The sequence below is a fragment of the Bradyrhizobium sp. U531 genome (genome assembly GCF_051710265.1).
Taxonomy (GTDB): domain Bacteria; phylum Pseudomonadota; class Alphaproteobacteria; order Rhizobiales; family Xanthobacteraceae; genus Bradyrhizobium.
Window position 1 is genome coordinate 204,267 of record NZ_JASVEN010000003.1, and the last position, 19,058, is coordinate 223,324.

A 19,058-nucleotide genomic window follows, 5' to 3' on the forward strand; every position below is an offset into this window, starting at 1 on the left:
TTCTTAAGGACCCGGCTCAGTTCGCCATGATGGTGTCGACGTCGGCTTCGGCCCCGCCATGGATGATGCCGCCGCAGGCCGCGATCAGCGGCTTGACCCAGAGGGCGGCCTGTTCGGCGAGGCGAACTCGGGTCGAATCCTTGTCGACCTCGCGCATGGCCGAGCCGACCGCGGTCAGGATCGAGGTCATGGTATCGGTGAGGTGGTCGAACTGGGCGCGCACGTTGGGATCGGCCTTCTCATAGGCTTCGATCGCCAAATCCCGCGCCTTGAAATTCGATGCCGTGAAATGCTCGGCATAGGACAGCGGCGACCAGGTCAAGAAATCTTCCGCGCATTCCGGCATGTCCGGAACCATCTCCAGCAGCATCACGGCTTCATTGAAATGGTTGAGATAGTCAGTGGCAAGCCCGGTCCGCGGGTTGATATTGGCCACGCGCAGCCGTTCGGCCCAGGCGGCAGCCTCGGGGCCCGTCTGTGCAAGCGTCCGCGCGGGTTGGGAGGCCGTTGAGCTCATCTGCCGCAGTGTTAACGTTCGGGGTTAAAAGGACCTGAACGGACCCTATATAGAAGCCCTGGGATGTGTGGACGCTTCGTCATAACTTCGGCCCCTGCGGCCTTGCGGCAACTGTTCGGCTATGTCGAGCAGCCGAACTTCCCGTCCCGGTACAACGTCGCCCCGACACAACCGATTCCGGTGGTGCTGGTCGAGAACGGCGCGCGCCATTTTCGGCTGATGCGCTGGGGATTGCTGCCGGGCTGGGTTAGGGATCCCAAAGGCTTCACGCTCCTGATCAATGCCCGCTCCGAGACCGTGCTGGAGAAGCCCGCATTCAAGCGGGCGATTCGCCGCCGCCGCGGCCTGGTTCCGGCCGACGGCTACTATGAGTGGAAGTCGGAGGGCGGCCGCAAGCAGCCCTTCTTCATCCACCGCGCCGACGGTGCGCCGCTCGGCTTCGCTGCTGTGTTCGAAACCTGGGCCGGGCCGAACGGCGAGGAGCTCGACACCGTCGCGATCGTGACGGCTGCGGCGGGCGAGGATCTCGCCGCGCTGCATGACCGCGTGCCCGTCACCATCAGCGAACGCGATTTCGAGCGTTGGCTCGACACCAAGGGCGACGAGGTCGATGCCATCCTGCCGCTGATGAGGGCCTCGCGTATCGGCGAGTTCGCGTGGCACCCCGTCTCCACACGCGTCAACCGCGTCGCCAATGACGACGAGCAATTGCTGCTGCCGATGAGTGCGGAGGAGATGGAAGCCGAGGCCGAGGCGGCGAAGCCGAAGAAGGCGGTGCGGAAGGCCGCGGCGTCGTCATCAGACGACGGGCAGGGCTCGTTGTTCTAGCTAAGGGCGTGGCGCTCTACACAACTTCCCTTGCCCGCAACGCCGCGATCTCCGCCGCATCGAACCCCATCTCGCCCAGCACGGCGTCCGTATCCATCCCGAGCTCCGGCGCCATCCGGTCGAGCTTGCCGCCGCCATGGGCGAGCTTGAAACCGCTGCCGGCAAAGCGCAGGCGGCCATAGGGCGTATCCAGCTCCTGAATCGCACCGCGTGCCTTCACTTGCGGATGGTCGATCACCTCCTCGACCTTCCAGATGCTGGAACAAGGCGCGCCGGCGTCTTCCAGGATTCGCTCCCATTCGCGCGCCGGCTTTGCGGCGAGCGCTTCCTCGATGATGGCGCGCAGCGCCGGCTCGTTCTCGTTGCGCGAAAACCAGTCGGAGAAACGCGGATTACTCAGCGCGTCTTCGCGGCCGAGAGCGGCCATCAGCGCGCGGTATTGTTTTTCGTTGTTGACGGCGAGCAGGATGTGGCCGTCGCCGCATTTGAACAGGTTCGCCGTGGTCCTGCGGCTCACGGCCTGATTGCCCGAGAGTGTCTGGCGATGGCCGGCGACCGACCAGTCCGCGATCTGCCCGGAGAGGAACGCCATCGTCGCCTCCAGCATGGAGACGTCGACGAATTGCCCCTTGCCGGTGCGGTCGCGCTGATACAGCGCGCTCGAGACCCCGAACGCAGCCGTGGCGCCCGACAGCACGTCGCAGACCGCAAAGCCCGCACGCGTCGGTCCAGTCTCGGGGTGGCCGGTGATGGCCATGATGCCCGACAGCGCCTGCATCTTGCCGTCATAGCCGGGCCGCAGGCGGTCCGGGCCGGTCTGGCCGAAGCCCGACACCGCGCAGTAGATCAGTTTTGGATTGATCGCGGAGAGCGCTTCATAGCCGATGCCGAGCTTGTCCATCACGCCCGGGCGGAAATTCTCCATGACGACGTCGACCTGCGCGGCGAGCTTCTTGACGATCGCGATCGCCTCCGGCTTCTGCAGGTCGAGCGTCAGGCTGCGCTTGTTGCCGTTGATGGCCTGGAATGCCGGCGCCAGCCCGCGCTCTGCCCATTCGCGAGAGAGCGGCGTGCGGCGCATGTCCTCGCCCTCGCGCCGCTCGACCTTGATGACGTCGGCCCCCAGCAGCGCGAGCTGATAGCTCGCATAGGGGCCGGCCAGCACTTGCGTGAAGTCCAGGATCTTCACGCCCTCGAACGGTCGCGTCACGTCGCTCTCCCCTTGTTTGTTCTTATCGGAGGACGGTCAAGCGGCGCGGTTGCCGCGCGCGATCTCCTTCTGCTTGTCGAATTCGGCGCGGCGGCGCGCCAGCTCTTCCGGCGAAAGCTGCGCGACGTTGTTGTAGTCGAGCTTCCAGGAGGCATCCTCGCTCCAGCGCAGCGGCGACTGCATCGTGGTCTGCGGGCCGCTCGCGCTCTCCAGCAGTTGGAGCGCCAGCTCCAGCGTCTGCGCTTGGGATGCGACGTCGTGCGGCTTGCCGGCGGAATTGCCGAGCGGGAAGTCGGAGAACAGGAAGCGTGGCACGGCGGCGTGCTCGATGATGTCCTTGGCGCAGCCCATCACCACGGTCGGAATGCCGTTTGCCTCGAGATGCCGCGCCACCAGCGCTGTGGTCTGGTGGCAGACCGGGCAGTTCGGTACCAGCACGGCGACGTCGACCTTGTCCGCGAGGCAGCGCGCCAGAATTTCCGGCGCGTCGGTGTCGAGCGTGACGCGGTGGCTGCGGTTGGTCGGCGCGCCGAAGAAGCGCGGTGCGACTTCGCCGATCCGCCCAGCGGCGGATGCTTTCAACAGCTGCGGCAGCGGAAACCAGGTGCCGTTGTCGGTCGCGGTGGTGTGCTTGCGGTCGTAGCCGATGTGCGAGATGCGCAAATCATGCGCCTGCGAGGTGTCGCCGTCATAGACCTGGTAGAACTTCGCGCTGCCATTGTAGGCCGCGCCCGGCCCCTGGTCGCCCTTGGCGGGATCGTAGGGCGCAGCCGTGGTGATGATGGTGACGCGCGACTTCGCCAGCGGTTTCTTCAGCGGCTGGAACGGCGCCGAGGTGTGATGCGCCCAGCGATAGGGCGTGGTGTAGCCGATCGCCGCGTAATAATCGCGGGTGCGCTGCATGTAGGGGATCGGTGCATCGTAGTCGGGCGCAAAGCCGAATTCATCGTCGCGCGAGGCGGACATGGGCGCGTCTCCTGGTTCTTGGTTGGCGCCAGACTAGAGATAGTTTCGGGGGCGCTCAATGGGGGCGACCGGAGCGCAGGTCTGAATTGCGTTGCGCAACGGCTCGCCGCGCTCGTTTTCCCTCTCCCCTTGTGGGAGAGGGTGGCTCGCCGCGTAGCGGCGAGACGGGTGAGGGGTCTCTCTCCACGAGTTCGCGCTTTCGAATTTGCGGAGGCAGACCCCTCATCCGGCGCTTCGCGCCACCTTCTCCCACAAGGGGAGAAGGGTTTGCACCTCGTGTGCGGATAGACTTATCTACCTGAAAACATGCAGCGCCGCGTATTGCAGCAGCATGATCGCCTTGGCGTCGATGATGCGGCCGTCGGTGATCATCGCCAGCGCCTCGTCGATGGACAGCTCCATCACCTCGATGTCCTCGCCCTCGTGCGCCAGACCGCCGCCGTCGCTGACGCGCATCTCCGGCTCGTACTCGGCGACGAAGAAATGCAGCTTCTCGGTGATGGCGCCGGGGCTCATGAAGGCCTCGAACACCTTGTGGACGTGGTGCAGCCGATAGCCGGTCTCCTCCTCCGCTTCGGCGCGGATCCGTACCTCGGGCTCCGCGTCGTCGAGCACGCCGGCGGCCGCCTCGATCAGCAGATCGTCATAGCCGCGGATGAACGCCGGCAGGCGGAACTGCTTCACCAGGATCACGGTGCGCCGCGCGAGATTATAGGGTAGCACCGCGGCGGCGTTGTCGCGCTCATAGGTCTCGCGCTTCTGCGTCTGCCACTCGCCGCTGGCGCGCCGGTACTCGAACGTCGTGTTCTTCAGCGGCGTCCAGTTGTTCGAGAGCACGCTGACGTCCTTGATGCGGACGCGGTCGGAAATTGACAAACCATTCTCCTGATTCTTCGGGGCGATGCCCCCGTTAGACAGCAGGAGATCTGACTCAGAAATCACCTGATTTCAAATGCAAAGCGCGAGTAAGGATCTCCCGCGATTTGCCCCAAAATGAATCGTGTCGAGGTCATATTTAAGGCCAAAGCAGCCGCCACCACTGTGAGCTGCTGTTGAGCTAGATCTTGCGCCGGGGACGCCGGAGGCGGCTGGTTACCGCTTGCGATTGCATCCTTGGTGACCTTATCGAATTCATCTAGCGGATCAATTAGGCCGATAACCTCAATGCTTGTGGGCAGTCCGAATTTGTTCAAGATCTTCATTTGCTCTTGGTCGAAATATTCTCGGACGAGAGCCTGTCCGCAGCAGTCAAGAATGAATGCAAAATCCATCCCGGTTTTGATGGTCAGCACGACCGGATCGGCATAGGCGAGCTGCAACCTGGTGTTAATACCTTCATCGACAAAGCGCTCCGCGATCGGAGTGGCAACGCCGTCAATTGTTAGCAGTTCCTTGACATCATCGCTTGAGGAGCCTGCGTCGAGCTTTAACGACGTAGATCCCGTCCGGCGCATGAACTTCATTACCGTGTCGGTTGGAAACGCGCCGACGAAGAAGGCGAGCGCAGCTTGCGTGATATTTGTTCCGGAGATCGTGCCAGCAAAGGCTGCAATCGCGAAGCCGAATGGAACGGAGACCAGGAGGCGCAGTGTTGCCCGATTGACGTCGGACGTCACCACGTCGTTCCGACGCACGCGACTGATCAGATCATAGGTCACCCAGATATAGGCGCCGGCCAAGGCAGAGATCGCGATTTTTGGTGCGATCTCGCCTGTACCCATCCAATCCTGTTTGAAAATCCAGCTCATGCTGTGGAACGCCGCGAACAACAGTGTTGCGGCGAACAGCAATGTTGGGACGACGAAGTATTGGCGGCCGTAGCGCTGGTCATATTCCCTGGCGAAAGCGTCGGCGGTTTCCGTTTCGCTCTGGGGGCAAAACGTGTCCCGGTAGAGCTTGACCGCTGCATCGGAAAACCGCGACACGATCTGCTGCTTCCGCACGGTCCACCCACGGTTGATATAATGAACGAGTGGGATCAAAGGCAGTGCCGAAACGACGCCGGCACTGATTAGAATCGTGTTCTGCATGTTGCTCATCGCAGCCCCCTGAAATGATTCAAATAAGGATCGCGGTGGATCGCGAGCATGCGCCTCCACCTTCGTAATTAACGAATTCAAAAAACTACTAAAGCGTGTATCAAACGTCGCCAACAATCAAGTGGCAAAACGGGAAAATCGTCGCCTCGGCGCCATCGCGACAGGCTGTCGCAATGGCTTCGACATTCGAGTTAGGATGAGGGCGTGGGGGCGCGGCCGTCGAGCCACTTCTGGAACATCACGGAGGTCGACAGCTCGAAGCCCAGCGAGCCGTAGAACGCATTGGCCTGCGCATTCTCGCGGCGGACGAGGAGCTGCAGCTTCGAAATGCCGGCGGCGCGCAGCCAGTCCTCGGCCGCCGCCATGATGACGCGGCCGTGGCCGCGCTTGCGGGTGTCGGGATCGACCGCGACGTAATAGACCCAGCCGCGATGGCCGTCATGGCCGACCATGACGGTCGCGGCGATCGCGCCATCGTGCCGTCCGACCAGCACGGTGGAATTGTCGCGCCGCCGCGCCAAAGCGATGTCGGCATGCGGATCGTTCCAGGGCCGCGTCAGGCCGCAGCGCTGCCACAGCGCGACGACGGGCTCGACGTCGGCATCGGTGATCGCGTCGATCGCGAGCGGGGCAGGGGAGGCGCTCACAGCACCTTCCCCGGATTCATGATGCCCTGCGGGTCGAGCATCGCCTTGATCGCGCGCATCAGCTCGATCGCGGTCTTGTCCTTCACTTCGGGCAGCTCGTCGCGCTTGAGCACGCCGATGCCGTGCTCGGCCGAGATCGAGCCGCCCATGCGCAGCACGATCTCGAACACAACGGCGTTCAATTCATGCCAGCGCGCGAGGTAATCGGCGGTGTTGGCGCCGATGGGCTGGCTGACATTGTAATGCAGATTGCCGTCGCCGAGATGGCCGAACGGAACCGGGCGCGAGCCCGGGATCAGCTTCACCACGGCGGCGTTGGCTTCCTCGATGAATTCAGGCACCGCCGCGATCGGCACCGAAATGTCGTGCTTGATCGAGCCGCCTTCGGGCTTCTGCGCCGCCGACATCTCCTCGCGCAGCTTCCAGAAATTGTTGCGCTGGGCAAGGCTCGCGGCGATCACGGCGTCGTCGACGATCTCCTCCTCCATGGCGCGGGCGAGAATCGTCTCCAGCGGCGTGCGGGCGTCATCGCCCGGCGAGGACAATTCCATCAGCACGTACCAGGGATGCTTCTGGCTAAGCGGATCGCGCACGTCGATGCCGTGGCGGACCGAGAAGTCCACCGCCATCTCCGAAAGCAATTCAAAGCTCGTGAGCGCATTGGCGGCCTCGCTCTGCGCAATCGTCAGCAACTTGAGCGCCGCCGCCGGCGATTTCAGCCCGACATAGGCCGTCTCGATCGAGCGCGGCTTCGGAAACAGCTTCAAGGTCGCCGCCGTGATGATGCCGAGCGTGCCTTCGGCGCCGATGAAGAGATTGTGCAGATTGTAGCCGGTGTTGTCCTTTTTCAGCTTCGACAGCACGTTGAGCACGCGCCCGTCGGCGAGCACCACCTCGAGCCCGAGCGCCATCTCGCGCGCCACGCCATAGGCGAGCGCGGCGGTGCCGCCGGCATTGGTCGAGAGATTGCCGCCGATGGTGCAACTGCCCTCGGCGCCGAGCGACAGCGGAAACAGCCGGTCGACGTCGGAGGCCTTCTGCTGCGCCACCTGCAGCACCACGCCGGCTTCGACCGTCATGGTGTTGGAGGCGGTGTCGACCTCGCGGATCTTGTCCAGCCGCCGCAGCGACATCACGACCTCGCCATTGTGCGGGGTCTGGCCGCCGACGAGGCCGGTGTTGCCGCCTTGCGGCACCAACGCGATTTTGTGCTCGGAGGCGAGCTTGCAGATCGCGGAGACTTCGGCAGTCGAGCCCGGGCGCAGCACCAGCGGCGAGCGGCCGTGGAACAGATTGCGCTCCTCGGTGACGTAAGCCTGGATGTCGCTCGCATCGGTGATGGCGTGCTTGTCGCCGACGATTTCACGGAATTGCGCGATCAGCTCGGGCGCAAGCGGAGGCGCGGCGGGTTGATTGATGTTCATTGTCGTGCCTCTTCTCAAGCTTCTTATCGTGCCACCGCGGCCCGCCGCAGCCGGTCGTTGATCGCTTCGCCCAATTCTTCGTCCGGGATCGCCATCACCGCGATCGCCCGCGGGCTCTTCGCATCGAGGCTGCGAAGATAGCCGAACAGGTTGGCGGCGGCTTCATCGAGATCACCACTGGGCGACAGATTCATGACGGCGGCGGCGGCCTCGAGGCCAGGCAGGCGCTCAGGCCCGAACGCCAGCAGGGCTTCGCCCGGCGCCACCTCTTGCGCGCGCAGCCGCACAGGCGCGCGCGGCGCGTAATGCGAGGCCAGCATGCCCGGCGCCAGCGGCTGGCTGTCGTTGCTCTCGGCCTCCGCTGGCGGCCGGGCCAGGGGCGCGCCGAGCACCGCCTCGATTCGTTCGCGCGACAGCCCGCCGGGCCGCAGCAGCATGGCCGTGTCGAAGCAGCCGACGATGGTCGATTCGACGCCGACCGAGACGGGCCCGCCGTCGACGATCAGGTCGATCCGCCCCGACAGGTCGCTCGCGACATGGGCGGCCAGCGTCGGCGAGACGTGGCCGGAGATGTTGGCGGACGGCGCCACCACCGCCCCGCCAAAGGCGCGCAGGATCGCCTGCGCCACGGGATGGGCGGGAATGCGGATCGCGACCGTGTCGAGCCCGGCGGTGGCGAGATCCGCCACCGGGCAGTTGTCCGTCTTCGGCACCACCAGCGTCAGCGGCCCCGGCCAGAACGCCTCGGCCAGCTCCAAGGCGCGCGCATCGAACCGCCCGATCCGGCGCGCGGCGGCGATATCAGGCACATGGGCGATCAGCGGATTGAAGGCCGGCCGCCCCTTGGCGGCATAGAGATGGGCGATCGCGGTCGCGTTCGCCGCGTCCGCCCCGAGCCCGTAAACCGTCTCGGTCGGAAACGCGACCAGCCCGCCGGAGGCCAGGGTCCGGGCGGCAGCTTCCGCGCCGGCCGCGCCGGCCGGTAAAATCAGCGTTTCAACACCCGTTTTCACAGGGACAAAATTCCTCATCTCGGCCGCTTGCGGTGCGCCAAACCCGACGCTATAAGCCGGCCTCTTGTCGGAGTGTGGCTCAGCCCGGTAGAGCACTGCGTTCGGGACGCAGGGGTCGCAGGTTCGAATCCTGCCACTCCGACCATTCTTCCAAAAGTCGACGTTTTCCAGAGGCTTGGCAGACCGGCCGCCGCCGCCTCGGAACGCCTTTTTGCAACGATTTCGGGATCGGGTCCACGGCCGATTTGGCCGGGCAGGGCGGCTTGTTCCAGCGGCATGGCTTGCCATGGCCGGCATGTACGACTCCCGCCTTGGAAAGTCGGCCAGAAGACGACCCCCGCCGATCACGCGCGTGACGCGGCCCCCGCGCGCAGCGAAGCAACCCTTGCTCGCGATGCCTCCACAATTGCTTGGCGAACCATCACCGCCGGTCACCCCGCGTCCGGGATAACCGGTTGCTCTCCGCTCAGGCCGACGGCTAGATGAACGCACAGCCGCTCGCGCGTGCGAGAGCGCGATCGGCCAATAACAAGAAACAGGGTTGGAAATCATGAACAAGACAATCGTCGCGCTCGTTGCAGCGTTTGGCTTTGCTGCCTGCGGGTCGGCATGGGCCGCGTGGCCGGACGACAAGCCCATCGAAGTCGTCGTTGGCTTTGCGCCGGGCGGCGGCACCGACGTCATGGCCCGCAAGCTGCTCCCCATTGTCGAGCGCGCGCTGGGCGGCAAGGCGAAGTTCGTCGTCCTCAACAAGCCCGGCGCCGGCGGAGAGATCGCGTTTGCCGCGATCGCGCGCGCGGCACCCGACGCCTATGCGATGGGCGTCGTCAACGTGCCGGGCTACAATTTCCTGCCGATGACCCGCAAGACCCAATACAGCACGGACGACATCCGGCTGGTCGCCCGCGTCGTCGAAGATCCGAACGTGATGGTGGTGCCCGCCGACAGCAGATTCCGGAATCTGCCGGATCTCGTTGCCGCACTTCGCAGCAAGCCGGGTTCGGTGACCTTTGGCCACAACGGTGCCGGCACGAACGGTCACCTCGCCATTCGCATGCTCGCGGCCGCCGCGAAGGTTGAGCCCAACGAAATCTCCTACAGGGGAACGGCGGCGCAGCGCACCGATCTATTGGGCGGCCATCTGGAAGTCGGGATGGTCAGTCTGAGCGAGATCCCCGAATTGCATGGCACCAACAAGGGACCGCTCCGCGTCATCGCGATCCTCTCGAAGAAGCGGTTTGCGGCGCTGCCCGACGTTCCCACGGCCGAGGAGGCGGGCTTTGCGGTCGTGACGACGGCCGAACGCGGCTTCGCGGTCCCGAAGGGCGTTCCGGACGACATCGTCAAGAAGCTGGAGGCCGGCATTGCAGAGGGTCTGCGCAATCCCGATTATCTCGCGAGCTCGCCCGGGGATGAGCCGGTGATCGCCTTCCTGCCCGGCGCGGAATGGCAGAAGCGCCTCGACGCCATGTCCGACTCGCTGCGTCCCTTCGCGGAGCAGATGCGGGCGAACGAGCAGAAATAATCATGCAAGTAGCGGCGCGGCTACCTCCGCGTCGCCACCACTCCCACCAGGAACGCCACCAGCAGCGCCGGCAGCGGTGCTTCGCGCACCATGCCGCGGACGATGTCGGGCCAGCGCTGCTCGGGGACCAGTCGTGGCGATCGCACCTTCGGCGCGGCCTCGATGCCCCATTGCGATGCCAGCTCGGCGACCTCGCTTTCCGCGAGGCGCACGCCGTCGCGGACGCGGAAGATGGCGGCCTCCGCTCGCTCGCGCGGCGCGAGCTGCATCAGTGTTGCCACCGCCGTGCGCAACGTCATCTCGCCAAAGCCTTGCAGCCTTACGGATTCCTCGGGATCGGACGTCATGCGAAATCCCTCACAGCGCGAAATGGCGCGCGAAGGCGAAGGCCGCCGTCGCGCACAGGACCAGCGTGGACACCGCGCCGGCTACGCCGCGCGCGAGATGGGCTCGCGTCAGGTGCCTGGTCATGATCGTGCTCCATGCTCTCATGGAAATGGCGGGGCGCGACGTTGGTTCCAGTGCGCCAGATGCAATCGTAGAGCTCGTAGGATGGGTAGAGCCCTTGCGAAACCCATCACCTTCTCTCCGCAAGAGAGGTCGATGGGTTTCGCTTCGCTCTACCCATCCTACGGCGGATCGCGTGCTGACTACTTCCGCAGCAATTCGCTCAGGGCCGCCGTCGCCTCGGCGCAGCGGATGTCGTCGATCTCGCGCGACAGGCTGAGCGCGCTCGCCTTGAGCTCTTCGAGCTTCCAGCTCGCAGGATGCTGGTTTTCAAGCTGCCCCAGACGCTTGTTCAGATCGTCCAGTCTCGATTGGAGATGCCCGATGCTGGCATCCCCATTCACTTTCCAAACGCGTTGTGCACGCATCGTCGTTCCCCTGATAGTCTCACGGCCTTGTGAGAGGGGTTCGTGGCCGGAATGGGAGTTTGTTTTGTCCGGCTTCAGACCGTGGGGAACCGTTGCAGATTCGCAACGAAGTTCCCGGCATGTTTTGCGAACGCCGCGCGGGCGCTGCACGATGATACCCACCGGCACGAAATTTGATTGTGGCACGTCGTGATGATGAGGCGGACCGGCCTTTCAGGCCGGACGCGCTCCGGACAACGAGGGAATGACGCGTGGCAAGATTTGTGACTGTTGCGGCCGGCCAGCTTGGTCCCGTCGCAAGGAGCGAGACGAGGACGGAGGTCGTGGCGCGGCTGATGGCGCTGATGCGCCAGGCGCACGCCAACGGCTGCGACGTCATCGTCTATCCCGAGCTTGCGCTTACGACGTTCTTCCCGCGCTGGTATTTCGAGGATCAGGCCGAGATCGACAGCTTCTTCGAACGCGAGATGCCGGGACCGGAGACGCGAGCCCTGTTCGGTCTCGCCCGCGAACTCGGTATCGGCTTCTATCTCGGCTATGCCGAGCTGACGGTCGAGGACAGCATCGTCCGCCGCTATAACACCACTGTCCTGGTCGACAAGAGCGGTGAGATCGTCCTGAAGTACCGCAAGGTCCATCTGCCCGGCCATGCCGAGCACGAGCCGTGGCGAGAATTCCAGCATCTGGAGAAACGCTATTTCGAGCCCGGCCGCGGCTTCGGCGTGACGGAAGCTTTCGGCGGCGTGATGGGCATGGCGATCTGCAATGACCGCCGCTGGAGCGAGACTTACCGGGTGATGGGCCTGCAGGGCGTCGAGATGGTGATGATCGGCTACAACACGCCGGTGCACAATCCGCCTGCGCCCGAGCATGACGATCTCTCGCTGTTCCACAATCATCTCGTCATGCAGTCCGGCGCCTACCAGAACGGCACCTTCGTGGTCGGCGTCGCCAAGGCCGGCGTCGAGGAGGGCGTCGACCACATCGGCGGCAGCTGCATCATCGCGCCCTCGGGCGAGATCATCGCGCGGTGCACGACCAAGGGCGACGAGCTCGCGATCGCTCGCTGCGATCTCGATCTCTGCAATTCCTACAAGCGCACCACCTTCAATTTCGACGTCCATCGCCAGCCGCAGGCCTATGGCATGATCGTGGAGCGCAAGGGCGTGACGACGATGGCGGATGGGACGCCGGTGCGCCCGAAGGGGTGACGCTCTCGCTCTCGTAGCCCGGGTGAGCGCAGCGATACCCGGGACAGCGCGCGCGGAGACCCGGATGTCGCTGCGCTCATCCGGGCTACGGGACCGAGGCTATGGTCGCCCTCTGTCAATCCGCCCCCGCAAAAATATTCCACTTTACCGAAATTCGGTTTCGGCGTATCACTCGCCCATCCCGGCTCACCAGGAGGGGCGATCTCGAGGTCGTCTTGATCGCGAGCCGGGCTTGCGGTGGACGCGGCAGCGTCGGCATGAGAGGTGCGGGCAGGGCGGGGTGTCCCTGTGAGCCCGAGGCTTCGTGCGGACGACGGCGCTGCTAGGCTTCGTCTCGCCTGTAAGTTTCCAGCTTCGTCGACGGGGCTGGGAAAACTGCGGCGAAATGGCGAACCGCGCATACGGCAAAACCGTGTGGTCCTGGCCGTCGTTGCTACGGTCAAGCCGTTCGAAGATGCGCGCGAGCCCTACCGGGCAGACGGCATCGTCAATTCGAACGGCGAGGGAGGCCAAAGGAAAGTTCGGCTCCCGGGAGAGCACGGCATAAGCCGTCCGACCACCGCGCAGGGAAGGCCGAGTGATCGGCGCCACCTGTATGCTGCTGTGCGGTTCTTCCTGCGTGTGCATTTCGCGCAGCGGACCGCGGGTGCGTAGTCGGCACCCGGCCTTCCCTGCGCCCTCCTGGATTTGAGGGCGATGAGATCAAGCAAAGCTCGGGCGAACTAGCCGCGAGAACGGAAAGGCATGTCCGCAAGCAAGATGCTGCGGAAGAGCGAAGCCGTCGCGTCATCCACCGTCATTGCGAGCGCAGCGAAGCAATCCAGAGTCCCTCCGCGGAAAGATCCTGGATTGCTTCGCTGCGCTCGCAATGACGTTGAGAGAGCCCGTGCTCACACCCACCGCTCTCGTGCCCCGGACGCAGCGCAGCGGCCCGGCGATGCGGAGCATCGTCCGGGGTGGTGCGCTGCAGAGCCGGGGCCCATTTTGCAGCGCGCCGCGCCGCTCCTGGGTCCCGGCTCTGCGCAGCGTCACTACGTGCCGCAGCGCGTCCGGGACACGCGGGAGCCCAGCTGCAATCCTCTTCCCGCTGCCCCCATCCCATCACAACTCCGTGCCTTGATTAGGAAACAATCATTCCCTATTATCCCGCAATGCAAAACACCGCTCGCAGATCGCAAGCCGCCCCGCGTCCGCCCGGCCGTCCCCGGGAATTCGACATGGACACCGCGCTCGACCGCGCCGTGCGGGTGTTTTGCGAGCGGGGCTATCACGCCACCTCGATCGGCGATCTCACCGCCGCGATGCGGCTGGCCACCGGCAGCGTCTACAAGGCGTTTCGCGACAAGCAGGCCGTGTTCCTGGCGGCGTTCGACCGTTACGCCGCGGTGCGCCGGGAGCAGACCCGGAGCGCGGCGGCGCGCGGCAGCAACGGCCGGGAGCGGCTGCGACATATGCTGCTGTCTTATGTCGAGCATTCGCAAGGCATCGAAGGCCGCCGCGGCTGCATCGTGGTCGGCGGCACGGTCGAGCTCGCCGCGCTCGACCCGGAAGTCCGCGCCCGCGTCAACGCACAGATCGAGACCAACGAGGCCTTCATCGCCGGCCTCATTCGCGAGGGCCAGGCCGACGGTTCGATTCCAGGCCATGTCGATGTCGACGATACCGCGCGGCTGATGATCTGCATCACGCAAGGCATGCGCGTCGTCGGCAAGGCCCGCCTGCCGCTCGACGGCGACCGCCTGGTCGGCGTCGCGATGAAGCTGCTCGCCTGAATCTTTGTCTTATTAGGGAACGATCGTTCCCGATCTCTGGAGCCTGTTGGAATGACGATGAATGCCACCATCGAGACCGCGCCCGAACCGGATGCGGTGTCGCAGCGCCTGACCTTCGTGCTTGCCGCGGCCTGTGGCATGGTCGCGGCCAACATCTATTATGCCCAGCCGCTGATCGCGCCGATCAGCGCCGCGCTCGGCCTGTCGCATGAGGCGGCAGGGCTGATCGTGACCATGACGCAGATCGGCTATGGCGTCGGGCTGCTGTTCATCGTGCCGCTCGGCGACCTCGTCGAGAATCGCGCGCTGATCTGTTCCGTCATCATGCTCGGTGCCGCGGCGCTGCTGGCCGCGGGGGTCTCGACCCATGCGCTGCCGTTCCTGATCGCCGCGCTGTTCATCGGGCTCGGCTCGGTCGCGGTGCAGATCATCATTCCCTACGCGGCGCATCTGGCGCCCGAGGCGATCCGCGGCCGCGTCGTCGGTAACGTCTCGACCGGGCTGATGCTCGGCATCATGCTGGCGCGACCGGTGTCGAGCTTCGTCACCGCCGCTTCGTCGTGGCACACCGTGTTCTTCGCCTCCGCCGCGCTGATGATCGTGCTGGCAATGGTGCTGCGCCTGGCGCTGCCCCGGCGCAAGCCCGTCGCGCGCATGCATTACGGCACGCTGCTGCTGTCGATGCCGCATCTGGCCTTGAGCACGCCGCTGCTGCGGCGCCGGGCGCTCTACCAGGCGAGCCTGTTCGGCTGCTTCACCCTGTTCTGGACGGTGGCGCCGCTCCACCTCGCGGACGCCTTCGGTTTCACCCAGCGCGGCATCGCGCTGTTCGCTTTGGCCGGCGTCGCCGGCGTGTTCGCGGCGCCGATCGCGGGGCGGCTCGCCGATCGCGGCCATAGCCGGATGGCGACGCTGGTTGCGATGCTGCTCGCCGCCGGCGGCTTCCTCGTGAGCTATGTCGGCGCGGCCGGCTCGATGCTGAACCTCGCCTGCCTGGTGGTCGCCGCGATCGCCATCGATATCGGCGTGCAGGGCAATGTCGTGCTCGGCTTCCGCGCCATCTTCGCACTCGGGCACGAGAACCGCAGCCGCCTCAACGGCCTCTACATGGCGACGTTCTTTGCGGCCGGCGCCGCCGGCTCCGCTATCGGCGCCTACGCCTTCGCGCAAGGCGGCTGGCCGCTCGCCTCGGCCATTGGCCTCGCGTTGCCGGTCGCGGGCCTGCTCTACGCGGCGACCGAGTAGACGCCGGTTTGGCGGAATTGTGCGATGCGGCCGTTTACCAAGCCCCGGGCACGAGCCGCGGCGAGGTCGCCTCTGCCGCAATTTCCATCTCGCGGTTTGCCTGCGGCTGTAGTACTTTCGTCTCAAGCGGTCCCGGTTAACGGGTGGCAGGGGGAGGCTGATGAGGCAGGCGGGGCTGTTTGGCGTACCGCAAGTACGGCCGTGGTCGTGGCAGGCGTTCCTGCTCGGCTGCATCGTTGTCGCCGTGTCGGCTGTGCTCCAAGGCATCTGCGTCGCGCTCGGCGCAAAACTCTATTTCGCAGCGTTCCTGCCCAGCCTGTTCGTGCTCGCCCTCGTCGCGGGCGCGCCGGCGGCGGCGTTTGCGGCGCTGTTCACCATCCCCCTGGTGTGGTGGGCATTCATACCGCCCTTCTTCCAGTTCAGTCCGCTGTCGAGCGCGAATGCCGATTCCGTCAATCTATTCTGCCTGCTCGCCGTGCTGCTGATCGGCCTTGCCGATCTCTGCCGCGTGACGATGAGGATCGCCAACAGCGGCGACCTGAAGCCTCCGGGCGAGAGCGCGGCAACGAATCCGCAATAAATCGTCCGGCTGCGGTGCTGCGCGTTGCCTGCGCGCAACAGTCCGGCAACCATCCGCGCAGCTGCCGCGCGCCGCTAACTTTTCGAAAAAGATTTGGCCGCAGTTTCTCCCCCGGGAATGACGAGGGAGTTTTCGGACATGAACGGTCACGCCATCTTGGAGAACGTGCGACGCTATCGCGGCATCGCATCGCTCTATCGCCAGACCGCTGCATTCCGCCCGGGCCAGAGCTGGTCGCTCCTGGAGCAGGCGAAGGATTGGGAAGAGCGGGCGCTGTCGGAGCTGGAAGCCTATTTCGCGATGCGCATGGACCATGCCGCGCCGCTCGCGGCCTGATCGTTAACCAACGCTCACGATATGATCGTGAGCTCGGGCGCGGGCACCACGAACTGCCCGCCCCAGGCGCGAATCGCCGCCAGCTGGGCGATGATCTCGTCCTTCAGATTCCAGGGCAGGATGAAGACGTAATCGGGCCTGGCCGCGATCAGCTCGGCGGGATCGCGGATCGGCAGATGCGTTCCCGGCAGCAGCAAGCCCTGCTTGTGCGGATTGCGGTCGACGGTAAATGGAATCAGCTCGCGCGTGACGCCGCAATAGTTCAGCAGCGTGTTGCCCTTGGCGGGCGCACCATAGGCGATCACCGTTTTGCCCGCGCGCTGCGCGGCGGCGAGAAAATCACGGATCGCTTCGCGCTTCGCCGCCACCTTCGCCGGGAAATCACGATGGATCGCGGGCCGGTCGAGCCCCGCGGCGGCCTCGCGCCGACGCAATTGCGCGAGCGCGGGGGAAGGACTCGCACCAGCCGCTTCCGTACCAACATGCAGGCGCAGCGAGCCGCCATGGGTCGGCAATTCCTCCACGTCGAAGACGCGCAATCCATGTGCGCCAAACACCGTCTCGAGGGTTGCGAGCGAGAAATACGACAGATGCTCGTGATAGATCGTGTCGAACTGAATCCCTTCGATCAGATGCAGCAGGTGCGGAAGCTCCAGCGTGACGCGTCCGGTGTCGGGAAGCAGGATACGCAGGCCCGCGACGAAATCGTTGATGTCGTTGACGTGCGGCAGCACGTTGTTGGCGACGATCAGCTCGGGCGCGTGGCCCTCGCTGCGCAGCGCCGTCGCAGCATCGCGGCCGAAATAGCAGATGCGGGTTGGAATGCCCTTGGCGATGGAAGCGGCCGCCGGTCCGCTGGCCGGCTCGACCCCGAGCGTGCGGATGCCTGCGCGCCGAAAATACTGCAGCAGATATCCGTCATTGCTGGCGATCTCGATCACCTCGGATGCGGAGTTGAGCCTTGCGCGGACCATCATGTCCGCGGCGTAGGCCTCGGAGTGCCGCAGCCAGCTCTCGGAATAGGAGGAATAATAGAGATATTGATCGAAGATGTTGGCCGCAGGCTCGAATTGCGGAAGCTGGACCAGCCCGCAGGCGCGGCACACACGGGCGTGCAGCGGATAGGCCGGCTCGACGGCATCCTCCCGCTCCGGCGGCACAAAGGAATTCGCCAGAGGCGACAGGCCGAGATCGACGAAGGTCTCGTCGAGCTCCCGCGCGCAGAAGCGGCATCGATGCCCGTCCATGACCGGATCGTCCCGTTGTGCCGCCGTGTCGCGGCTGTTAGTGAATTCCCACAAGCCACGGAAACTCCGACAAGGTTGCGCATGATGCAACCGAAAAGGCGTTCGGGTGAACGGACGTTCGCAACGGCGGCGTCGCGACGCGGAGGGGCGAGATGAAGTTCACGGCATTGGCTCTGCCAGGCGTGGTCGAAATCGACATCGAGCCGGAAACCGACGCGCGCGGATTCTTCGCCCGGCTGTTCGATGCCGAGGCGTTCGCGGCGCAGGGATTGCCGACGCATTTCGCGCAAGCCAGCCTGTCCCGCAACGAACGCGCCGGCACCCTTCGCGGTCTGCACTATCAGGCCAGCCGGCCGGAGGCCAAGCTGGTGCGCTGCGTTGCCGGCCGCGCCTTCGACGTGATCGTCGATCTGCGCCGATCGCTGCCGACCTATGGACGATGGTGCGCGGTCGAGCTCTGCGCCGACCGTGCCAATGCCGTGTTCATCCCCGCCGGATGCGCGCATGGCTTCCAGACGCTCGTCGACCGGACCGAGCTGATGTACTGCATCGACGTGCCCTTTGACGCGCAAGGCGCGGCCGGCATTCGCTGGGACGATCCGTCGCTGGCGATCGCCTGGCCGCTCTCCGATCCGATCCTGTCCGCGCGCGACCGCGCGCTGCCGTATCTCGCATGAAACGGGTGCTGGTCACGGGCGCGTCTGGCTTCGTCGGCCGTGCGCTGTTGCCCGCTCTGGCGTCTCGCGGCTTCGAGGTGCATGGCATCGCGCGCGCAACGCAACCGGCGACGCCAGGCGTGAGGTGGCACGCGGCCGATCTCCTCACCGAAGCAGGCCGTGAGCAGGCGCTCTCCGCGGCGCGGCCGACGCATCTCGTCCATCTCGCCTGGGAAGCGCGGCCGGGCCGCTATCGCGAGGATCCCGTCAACCGGCGGTGGACGGAGGCGAGTATCGATCTGCTCAAGCGCGCGCGTGCCTGCGGCACCGGCCGCATCCTAGGTATCGGAAGCTGCCTCGAATATGGCCCCCAGAGCGGGCTGTGCGACGAACGCACCAGCCCATGTCGTCCCACGACATTGTACGGGCAAGCCAAGCTTGCGACGGCCGAAGCCTATATCACAGCGGGCGCGGCCTGGGGCCGCGTGTTCGTTCCGTTCGGTCCGCACGAGGCGGAGGCGCGCCTCATCCCCTCGCTGATCCGGAGCCTTCGCGTTGGACAGAGCTTCGCCTGCTCGCATGGCGAGCAACTGCGCGACTTCGTGTATGTCGATGACCTCGCGCAGATGGTTGCTGCCGTGCTCGACAGCGAGATCGCTGGCGCGGTCAATCTGGCCAGCGGCGAAGTACGCAGCCTGCGCAGCGTGATCGAGCATGTGGCGGGGCTGCTCAAAGCACGTCGGCTCGTCAGGTTCGGTGCCATCGATGCGACTGGCGTCGACGCCGAGCCGATCCTTGCCGCAGAAATCCGCCGCCTGCGCGGCGTGACCGCAGGCACGCCCGTCGTCGGATTCGAGCAGGGAGTCGCGCGCAGCCTCGCATGGTGGAACGATCATCTGCCGGGGAGGGCGTGAGGTGCGGTCCGCTTGCAACAGGCGGACGGCAGGTTGGCCCCGTGGCAATTACG

20 protein-coding genes and 1 tRNA gene are annotated in these 19,058 nt (G+C 65.3%); 10 read left to right on the forward strand and 11 right to left on the reverse strand.

What is annotated here, in order from left to right; all coding sequences use genetic code 11:
* Positions 1–16: 16 nt before the first annotated feature.
* A complete protein-coding gene (locus QRQ56_RS17170) occupies positions 17–517 on the reverse strand; it encodes a hypothetical protein (protein WP_438741719.1) in 501 nt (166 codons plus the stop codon).
* Positions 518–580: 63 nt separating this feature from the next.
* On the opposite strand from QRQ56_RS17170, the gene QRQ56_RS17175 reads away from it, so the two are divergent.
* On the forward strand, positions 581–1,345 hold the full coding sequence (locus QRQ56_RS17175; RefSeq protein ID WP_438741721.1) for an SOS response-associated peptidase: 765 nt from the start codon (positions 581–583) through the stop codon (positions 1,343–1,345).
* Between the two features lie 16 nt (positions 1,346–1,361).
* On the opposite strand, the gene QRQ56_RS17180 is transcribed toward QRQ56_RS17175, so the two are convergent.
* From QRQ56_RS17180 to QRQ56_RS17210, 7 genes are all read right to left on the reverse strand, one after another.
* Positions 1,362–2,555: a CaiB/BaiF CoA transferase family protein gene (locus tag QRQ56_RS17180; protein WP_438741722.1), complete on the reverse strand. Its 1,194-nt coding sequence runs from the start codon at positions 2,553–2,555 to the stop codon at positions 1,362–1,364.
* Positions 2,556–2,591: 36 nt separating this feature from the next.
* Positions 2,592–3,521: a glycine reductase gene (locus QRQ56_RS17185; protein WP_438741723.1), complete on the reverse strand. Its 930-nt coding sequence runs from the start codon at positions 3,519–3,521 to the stop codon at positions 2,592–2,594.
* 294 nt (positions 3,522–3,815) lie between these two features.
* The gene (locus QRQ56_RS17190) at positions 3,816–4,397 is read right to left on the reverse strand and encodes an NUDIX domain-containing protein (protein ID WP_438741725.1); all 582 of its coding nucleotides are present in this window, start codon (positions 4,395–4,397) and stop codon (positions 3,816–3,818) included.
* A 62-nt stretch (positions 4,398–4,459) separates the two neighbouring features.
* The gene (locus QRQ56_RS17195) at positions 4,460–5,560 is read right to left on the reverse strand and encodes a hypothetical protein (protein WP_438741726.1); all 1,101 of its coding nucleotides are present in this window, start codon (positions 5,558–5,560) and stop codon (positions 4,460–4,462) included.
* A 191-nt stretch (positions 5,561–5,751) separates the two neighbouring features.
* On the reverse strand, positions 5,752–6,207 hold the full coding sequence (locus QRQ56_RS17200) for a GNAT family acetyltransferase (protein ID WP_438741727.1): 456 nt from the start codon (positions 6,205–6,207) through the stop codon (positions 5,752–5,754).
* Positions 6,204–7,631, reverse strand: a complete 1,428-nt coding sequence (locus QRQ56_RS17205; protein WP_438741728.1) for an FAD-binding oxidoreductase — start codon at positions 7,629–7,631, stop codon at positions 6,204–6,206. The genes QRQ56_RS17200 and QRQ56_RS17205 overlap by 4 nt, the downstream gene beginning before the upstream one ends.
* 23 nt (positions 7,632–7,654) lie before the next feature.
* Positions 7,655–8,644, reverse strand: coding sequence for an L-threonylcarbamoyladenylate synthase (locus tag QRQ56_RS17210; protein ID WP_438741729.1), 990 nt, complete (start codon positions 8,642–8,644; stop codon positions 7,655–7,657).
* A gap of 68 nt (positions 8,645–8,712) precedes the next feature.
* Between QRQ56_RS17210 and QRQ56_RS17215 the strand changes: the two genes are divergently transcribed.
* Both QRQ56_RS17215 and QRQ56_RS17220 read left to right on the forward strand, forming a co-directional pair.
* Positions 8,713–8,789, forward strand: a tRNA-Pro gene (locus tag QRQ56_RS17215).
* 405 nt (positions 8,790–9,194) lie between these two features.
* Positions 9,195–10,169 carry a tripartite tricarboxylate transporter substrate-binding protein gene (locus tag QRQ56_RS17220; RefSeq protein WP_438741730.1) on the forward strand — a complete coding sequence of 325 codons (975 nt, stop codon included), beginning with the start codon at positions 9,195–9,197 and terminating at the stop codon, positions 10,167–10,169.
* Positions 10,170–10,189: 20 nt separating this feature from the next.
* On the opposite strand, the gene QRQ56_RS17225 is transcribed toward QRQ56_RS17220, so the two are convergent.
* Complete coding sequence (locus QRQ56_RS17225; protein ID WP_438741731.1) at positions 10,190–10,516, reverse strand: hypothetical protein; 327 nt, start codon at positions 10,514–10,516, stop codon at positions 10,190–10,192.
* 303 nt (positions 10,517–10,819) lie between these two features.
* Positions 10,820–11,206 (reverse strand): hypothetical protein, encoded by a 387-nt coding sequence (locus QRQ56_RS17230; protein WP_438741732.1) that lies wholly within the window; start codon positions 11,204–11,206, stop codon positions 10,820–10,822.
* Between the two features lie 89 nt (positions 11,207–11,295).
* Between QRQ56_RS17230 and QRQ56_RS17235 the strand changes: the two genes are divergently transcribed.
* The 5 genes from QRQ56_RS17235 (at position 11,296) to QRQ56_RS17255 (ending at position 16,188) form a co-directional block, all read left to right on the forward strand.
* A complete protein-coding gene (locus QRQ56_RS17235) occupies positions 11,296–12,255 on the forward strand; it encodes an N-carbamoyl-D-amino-acid hydrolase (protein ID WP_438741734.1) in 960 nt (319 codons plus the stop codon).
* 1,151 nt (positions 12,256–13,406) lie between these two features.
* Positions 13,407–14,027, forward strand: coding sequence for a TetR/AcrR family transcriptional regulator (locus tag QRQ56_RS17240; protein ID WP_438741735.1), 621 nt, complete (start codon positions 13,407–13,409; stop codon positions 14,025–14,027).
* 51 nt (positions 14,028–14,078) lie between these two features.
* The gene (locus tag QRQ56_RS17245; RefSeq protein WP_438741737.1) at positions 14,079–15,272 is read left to right on the forward strand and encodes an MFS transporter; all 1,194 of its coding nucleotides are present in this window, start codon (positions 14,079–14,081) and stop codon (positions 15,270–15,272) included.
* Positions 15,273–15,432: 160 nt separating this feature from the next.
* Positions 15,433–15,852 (forward strand): DUF4118 domain-containing protein, encoded by a 420-nt coding sequence (locus tag QRQ56_RS17250; RefSeq protein WP_438741738.1) that lies wholly within the window; start codon positions 15,433–15,435, stop codon positions 15,850–15,852.
* A 138-nt stretch (positions 15,853–15,990) separates the two neighbouring features.
* Positions 15,991–16,188 (forward strand): hypothetical protein, encoded by a 198-nt coding sequence (locus QRQ56_RS17255; RefSeq protein ID WP_438741739.1) that lies wholly within the window; start codon positions 15,991–15,993, stop codon positions 16,186–16,188.
* 14 nt (positions 16,189–16,202) lie between these two features.
* On the opposite strand, the gene QRQ56_RS17260 is transcribed toward QRQ56_RS17255, so the two are convergent.
* Complete coding sequence (locus tag QRQ56_RS17260; RefSeq protein ID WP_438741740.1) at positions 16,203–17,435, reverse strand: class I SAM-dependent methyltransferase; 1,233 nt, start codon at positions 17,433–17,435, stop codon at positions 16,203–16,205.
* A gap of 152 nt (positions 17,436–17,587) precedes the next feature.
* Between QRQ56_RS17260 and rfbC the strand changes: the two genes are divergently transcribed.
* Both rfbC and QRQ56_RS17270 read left to right on the forward strand, forming a co-directional pair.
* The gene (gene rfbC, locus QRQ56_RS17265; RefSeq protein WP_438741741.1) at positions 17,588–18,112 is read left to right on the forward strand and encodes a dTDP-4-dehydrorhamnose 3,5-epimerase; all 525 of its coding nucleotides are present in this window, start codon (positions 17,588–17,590) and stop codon (positions 18,110–18,112) included.
* Positions 18,109–19,005: an NAD-dependent epimerase/dehydratase family protein gene (locus QRQ56_RS17270; protein ID WP_438741743.1), complete on the forward strand. Its 897-nt coding sequence runs from the start codon at positions 18,109–18,111 to the stop codon at positions 19,003–19,005. The genes rfbC and QRQ56_RS17270 overlap by 4 nt, the downstream gene beginning before the upstream one ends.
* The last annotated feature ends 53 nt before the right edge of the window (positions 19,006–19,058 follow it).

Excerpts from the sequence above, each read along its gene's own strand:
- rfbC (WP_438741741.1), top strand. The coding sequence starts at position 17,588 with ATGAAGTTCACGGCATTGGCTCTGCCAGGCGTGGTCGAAATCGACATC.
- QRQ56_RS17225 (WP_438741731.1), bottom strand. The coding sequence starts at position 10,516 with ATGACGTCCGATCCCGAGGAATCCGTAAGGCTGCAAGGCTTTGGCGAG.
- QRQ56_RS17270 (WP_438741743.1), top strand. The coding sequence starts at position 18,109 with ATGAAACGGGTGCTGGTCACGGGCGCGTCTGGCTTCGTCGGCCGTGCG.
- QRQ56_RS17175 (WP_438741721.1), top strand. The coding sequence starts at position 581 with ATGTGTGGACGCTTCGTCATAACTTCGGCCCCTGCGGCCTTGCGGCAA.
- QRQ56_RS17205 (WP_438741728.1), bottom strand. The coding sequence starts at position 7,631 with ATGAACATCAATCAACCCGCCGCGCCTCCGCTTGCGCCCGAGCTGATC.
- QRQ56_RS17240 (WP_438741735.1), top strand. The coding sequence starts at position 13,407 with ATGCAAAACACCGCTCGCAGATCGCAAGCCGCCCCGCGTCCGCCCGGC.
- QRQ56_RS17250 (WP_438741738.1), top strand. The coding sequence starts at position 15,433 with ATGAGGCAGGCGGGGCTGTTTGGCGTACCGCAAGTACGGCCGTGGTCG.
- QRQ56_RS17245 (WP_438741737.1), top strand. The coding sequence starts at position 14,079 with ATGACGATGAATGCCACCATCGAGACCGCGCCCGAACCGGATGCGGTG.
- QRQ56_RS17220 (WP_438741730.1), top strand. The coding sequence starts at position 9,195 with ATGAACAAGACAATCGTCGCGCTCGTTGCAGCGTTTGGCTTTGCTGCC.
- QRQ56_RS17170 (WP_438741719.1), bottom strand. The coding sequence starts at position 517 with ATGAGCTCAACGGCCTCCCAACCCGCGCGGACGCTTGCACAGACGGGC.
- QRQ56_RS17185 (WP_438741723.1), bottom strand. The coding sequence starts at position 3,521 with ATGTCCGCCTCGCGCGACGATGAATTCGGCTTTGCGCCCGACTACGAT.
- QRQ56_RS17255 (WP_438741739.1), top strand. The coding sequence starts at position 15,991 with ATGAACGGTCACGCCATCTTGGAGAACGTGCGACGCTATCGCGGCATC.
- QRQ56_RS17195 (WP_438741726.1), bottom strand. The coding sequence starts at position 5,560 with ATGAGCAACATGCAGAACACGATTCTAATCAGTGCCGGCGTCGTTTCG.
- QRQ56_RS17260 (WP_438741740.1), bottom strand. The coding sequence starts at position 17,435 with ATGGACGGGCATCGATGCCGCTTCTGCGCGCGGGAGCTCGACGAGACC.